At 44.3% G+C, this 5,000-nt stretch carries 2 protein-coding genes and 4 pseudogenes (1 of these 6 running past the window's edge); 2 read left to right on the top strand and 4 right to left on the bottom strand.

What is annotated here, in order from left to right:
* Nucleotides 1-482 (top strand): annotated as a pseudogene (locus tag BGM23_RS00030) (SulP family inorganic anion transporter); it begins 922 nt to the left of the window's first position.
* A gap of 145 nt (nucleotides 483-627) precedes the next feature.
* Nucleotides 628-1,546 (top strand): annotated as a pseudogene (locus BGM23_RS00025) (bile acid:sodium symporter family protein).
* A gap of 8 nt (nucleotides 1,547-1,554) precedes the next feature.
* Here the strand turns inward: BGM23_RS00025 and BGM23_RS00020 are convergent.
* The 4 genes and pseudogenes from BGM23_RS00020 to BGM23_RS21180 all read right to left on the bottom strand — a co-directional run bounded on the left by BGM23_RS00020 (nucleotide 1,555) and on the right by BGM23_RS21180 (nucleotide 4,967).
* Entirely contained in the window at nucleotides 1,555-2,307 is a 753-nt protein-coding gene (locus BGM23_RS00020; protein ID WP_029726920.1) for an alpha/beta hydrolase, read from the bottom strand.
* The gene (gene feuC / locus BGM23_RS00015) at nucleotides 2,304-3,314 is read right to left on the bottom strand and encodes an iron ABC transporter permease FeuC (RefSeq protein ID WP_029726921.1); all 1,011 of its coding nucleotides are present in this window, start codon (nucleotides 3,312-3,314) and stop codon (nucleotides 2,304-2,306) included. The genes BGM23_RS00020 and feuC overlap by 4 nt, the downstream gene beginning before the upstream one ends.
* Nucleotides 3,307-4,307 (bottom strand): annotated as a pseudogene (locus tag BGM23_RS00010) (FecCD family ABC transporter permease). The gene feuC and the pseudogene BGM23_RS00010 overlap by 8 nt, the downstream one beginning before the upstream one ends.
* A gap of 18 nt (nucleotides 4,308-4,325) precedes the next feature.
* A pseudogene (locus BGM23_RS21180) lies at nucleotides 4,326-4,967 on the bottom strand (ABC transporter substrate-binding protein).
* Nucleotides 4,968-5,000 lie beyond the last annotated feature (33 nt).

The raw sequence follows: 5,000 nt of genomic DNA, 5'->3' as shown, positions 1-5,000 counted from the left end.
ATGGCGGCGTTAGTGGCTGTAATGGTTATGGTGTCTGTCGGCACTTTTGATTGGTCTTCTTTAAAAGGTCTCAAAAAGCGCCGCTCACGGACTCGATTGTCACGGTTGTGACTGTGGTTACGGTTGTTGTGACAGATGACTTATCTAAGGGTGTATTTGTCGGTGTTCTTTTAAGTGCCGTGTTCTTTGTAGCAAAAATCTCGAAGCTGAAAATCGTTTCTCATGCAGAGGATCAAAAGCTTAGAACGTATCAAGTGAAGGGGCAAATCTTTTTTGCGTCAGTGACTGATCTTACGAATGCGTTTATATATCAAGAGGATATTGAGCGGGTTGTGATTGACTTAACTGAAGCTCACGTATGGGACGATTCTGGTGCGGCCGCACTTGATAAGATTGTTGCGAAGTTTAAGGAACAAGGCATTGAAGCTGAGTTAAAAGGTTTGAATAAAGCGAGTAAATCTCTAATGAAACAGATGGCATAAAATAGAGAAGCCCAGATGAATGAGATCTGGGCTTTTTTATATAACATACACTTAAGCAGCATTGATATAATAGAGAGAAGAGAAATTTTAAATAGGGGACTTGCATATGATGCTTCAGAAGCTGAACCGTGTATTGGGGAGAGTGATGCCGCTGTTAACGCCGACTAGTGTGGTGTTGGGCGTGCTGCTGTCTCAGTTTTTAAATGGGTATGAATGGGCTGTACCTTGGATCTTTGCTTTTATTACGTTTGCAGGCAGTTTGAGCGCGAACTTTCAATCTTTGAGACATGCATTGTCTCATCCTCTCCTATGATTCTTGCACTATTCGTTCTTCATATTTTCATGCCGCTTTTTGCTTGGGGCAGCGGCCATCTTATATTTAAAGGTGATCCTTTGACGATTACCGGTTTAACATTGGCTGTTGTGATTCCTACGGGATTACAAGCTTGATTTGGGCAGCGATGTACAAAGGGAATGTCGGTTTGACACTTTCGATTATTTTAATTGATACTGTGCTGTCACCGCTAATCGTACCGCTGAGTCTTTCATTGCTGGCCGGCGCTCAGGTTCATATGGATGTGTGGGGAATGATGAAAGGTCTGATTGTAATGGTCGTGATTCCTTCTTTTCTGGGCATGCTGTTTAATCAGATGTCATCTCCAGAAAGAACTGCGTCTGTGAGCAGTGCGCTGTCGCCTTTTTCAAAGCTTTGCTTGATGGCAGTGATTGCGATTAACAGTTCAGCGATTGCTCCTTATTTCAAATCCATTGATTTGAGATTTGCAGGAATAGCTGTAACGGTATTCTTTATCGCGTTAACAGGCTATGCCGCTGCTTGGCTGATCGGAAAAATGATGAAAAGGCGGCAAGAGGAAATAGTCTCTCTTATATTTACGGGAGGCATGAGGAATATTAGTGCCGGCGCAGTTCTTGCCGTTACGTTCTTCCCGTCTCAGGTTGCCGTTCCTGTTGTGATCGGCATGCTGTTTCAGCAGATATTGGCTGCTTTGTTTGGCTATATGCTGAATCGTTTTGAATTAAAACCAATGTTGCAGAAAGCATAAAAAAACGCTCATAGGGTTGAGCGGTTTTTTCCGTATAGCCATTCGAGCGCGTTGATGAACTGTTTGCAGAAATACTTGCGGTGGTGCACCGCTCCTTTTTCAATTGAAAGATACAACCGGTCTTCAGTGAAGCCTTTTTCTTTTAGACTTTGATGAACTTGCTTTGTTTTTTTCAGCATATGTCGCTGAATGGATTGTTTTTCACGGCCTTCTTCACTCCCGACAGACATGAAAACACGTGTAGTGCCGGGCTTTAAAGAAGATATATGAATGGTTTCCGCTGCGTTCTCGTACCAGTATGAACCTGATATAGAGCCTATTTTCCCGAACATTGACGGATATTTTAATAAGGCGAACATTGAGATGAGGCCGCCTAATGAGGCACCGATAATTCCTCTTGACTGCGGTTCCCTGATGACGTTCCAGTTTTCTTCGATTAGCGGAATGAACTGGTTCGTTATATCAGACAGATAGTGATATCCCATTCCGCCGAAGTCCGTGAACCGATCACTGAGTGATGCAGCCGGCCAAGGTGTGTATTCATTTAGCCGGTTTTCGGGTTCGATACCGATCAGCACGAGTTCAGGGAGCCTTTGCTGTTGATATGCGCTTTCTAATAATTCGATTTGGTTTTGGAACAAAGAACTGCCATCCTGCACGTAAACAGCAGGAAATCCCCCGCTGTCTGTGCTGTAGGAAGGAGGGAGGTACAGCGTGAACCTCCTGTTGCCGGCTTTGTGTTCTGAAAGAGATCCTTTCAAGCATTCTCCCCCTTTTTTTGCTTGAAAAGCAGATATAAGAAATAAGGAACTCCGAGGATCGCCAAAATGATGCCTGCGGGCACTTCTGCGGGCTGAAAAAACAGTTTTCCGGCAAAGTCTGCGCTTATCACAAGAAGCATCCCGATTAAACCGCTCAGTGGCAGGATATAGCGATGTTCGACGCCAGCCAGTCTCCGTGAGATATGGGGAGCAATTAAGCCGACAAACGCCATACTTCCCGCTACGGAGACACAGGCGCTGATGATTGCTACACAGGCTACGAGCAGGATGGTTTTTTCTTTATTTGATGAAATGCCGAGGCTTCTGACTGTGTCTTCATCAAAACGAATGGTGTCGAGCAGGCGGGATTTGCCGATAAGAATCGGTATAAACAGCAGCATCCATGGGAGAACGGCTGTGATATACGTCCAGTTGGCAGACCAGATGCTTCCGTTTTTCCACACCATGGCCATTTGATAGTCTTGCGGGTCCATTTTTAAAGATAAAAACAAAGACAGGGCGCTGAACCCTGAATTGATCGCAATCCCTACCAGAATAATTCTTCCTGAATCTAAATTGCCTCTGTGCCATGCAAATATGTAAATCAGGATCGCCGCGATGAGCCCGCCTATCAATCCAAAGAGCGGCATTCCCATCGCTGCAGCTATGGATGTCACTTCCTTCTGGCCTTGGAATAAGAGCATAAACGCTACAATGCCGGCTCCTGCCCCTGCGTTGATTCCGAGAATTCCAGGATCAGCAAGCCCGTTTCTCGTGATGGCCTGGATAACAGCGCCTGCAATGCCAAGACCGAGTCCAATAATAGCAGCCATGACAACCCGCGGCAGTCTTAAATCGAACAGCAAAATTTCATACTGCGGATTCGGGTAGATTTGAAAAAGAGTGGAGAGCAGCTCAGCAGGACGAACAGAAAATGATCCGCTCGTTAAGCTGAAATAACTGACAACAAGAATCAAAGCGATGAACAATGCATATTTTTTAGCCATTTTGCTCCCCTCCTTTTCGTTTAATTAAATAAAGGAAGAAAGGTACGCCGATAATGGATGTTACGACCTCAATCGGTGTTTCAAACGGATAGTTGATAAATCTGCTTGCGAGATCACACAGGGTTAAAAAGATTCCGCCCAAAATACAGGAGCACGGAATCAGCCTGCTGTAATCAGAGCCGACGAGAAATCTCGTGATATGCGGAACAACCAATCCGACAAACGCAATTTTCCGGCCAGCGCTACGGCACTGCCGGTTAAAATGATGACGGAAAGCATCGCCATGATTTTAATGGTTTTTTCTTTTGCCCCAGGCTTTTAGAAATGTCGTCCCCTAATGATACAGCGGTTACCTTTTTGCTGAGAGAAATGGCCATTATAATGCCAATCAGGAAAAACGGAGCGGCGAGCTTCAGGAAATCCGGACTCATTTGATGAAGTCTGGCACTGTACCAGAAACTGAGATCCTGAGAAATTTGAAAATAAATCGACATGGCCGCTGATAAGCTGCTGAGCAGCATGCTTGTGACTGTGCCGATGATGGCGAGCTGCACGGGGGTAAATCCGTTTGGCATCATGGCGGCAAGGCCGAATACTAACACAGCTCCTAACGCTGAGCCGATAAAAGAGTATATCATCATTTCAATCGAAGATGATTGCGGGAGCAGAACCATGCAAAGCGTAATGATAAACGCTGAACCATCTGAAACACCCAAATGGATGGCGAAGCTAAATAATTGCGCGTAATGCCCTGCATAAGCGCTCCAGAAACAGCAAGGGCTGCCCTATGAGCAGAGCGCCGGCAGCCCTTGGAATCCGGGAATGCCATATAATTTGATGGTCTGTGTTTCCCGGATCGAAATGAATAAGAGATGTAAAAACAATATCTGTGCTAAGATGCTTTGCCCCATAAAGGATTGAAAGTAAAAGTGACAGCGTTATAGCAAATGGAGAAGTAATCAATATGATACGTGTCCACTGTTTTGAATACATACAAAAACCTACTCTGAATTAGTTTTGTGTCAATTTTTCAGCAGCCGCTTTCAGGAAACGGACTTTGCTCCAAGCTGTGCCGCCTTGTGCGAGAGGGTCCACTGAGTTGACATACACATGGTCTTCTTTGACTGCTTTAAGGCTTTTCCAGATTGGATTTTTCTCTAAATCTTTTAAGGCATCAGGTTTATCTGCATTTTCATCATCAGAAAATTGGACGAAAATATGGTCCGGGTTCATTTCACTTAATTTTTCTAATGAAATCAGCTCTTGCGCTTTTGCAGCTTTTACTTCGTTAGGCGCCTTAAGGCCTAAATCACCGTATAGTGTGGAGTTGAAATACACCTGTTCAGGGTAAATGTAAATGTTGCCTTGTCTAATTCTAATGACAAGCGCTTTTGAATCTTTCGCTTTATCGTTGATTTTTGTTTTTGTTTCTTTTAGATCTTGTTCATAGTCTGCAATAATTTTCTTTGCTTTTTTCTTTTCCGGTCAGCTGGGCAAGCAGCATCATGTTTCCTTCCAGTTTGAAGAGATATGAGAAACTGGGATCGTCGTGCCTGCTGTGCTGATTTTTTGCAGCGTTTTTTCCGGAAACTTTGTTGAAGCAAGGATAACATCAGGCTTCATTTCAAGAATCTTTTCAATATTTGGCTCCATTTTTTCTCCGGTTGGTTCGGCTTTATCAGTGAT

The sequence above is a fragment of the Bacillus sp. FJAT-14266 genome, assembly GCF_001719225.1.
In the GTDB taxonomy this organism is placed as follows: Bacteria; Bacillota; Bacilli; order Bacillales; family Bacillaceae; genus Bacillus; species Bacillus subtilis.
Note: the sequence above shows the minus strand (reverse complement) of the source record. Positions and strands in the feature narration are given on the sequence as shown.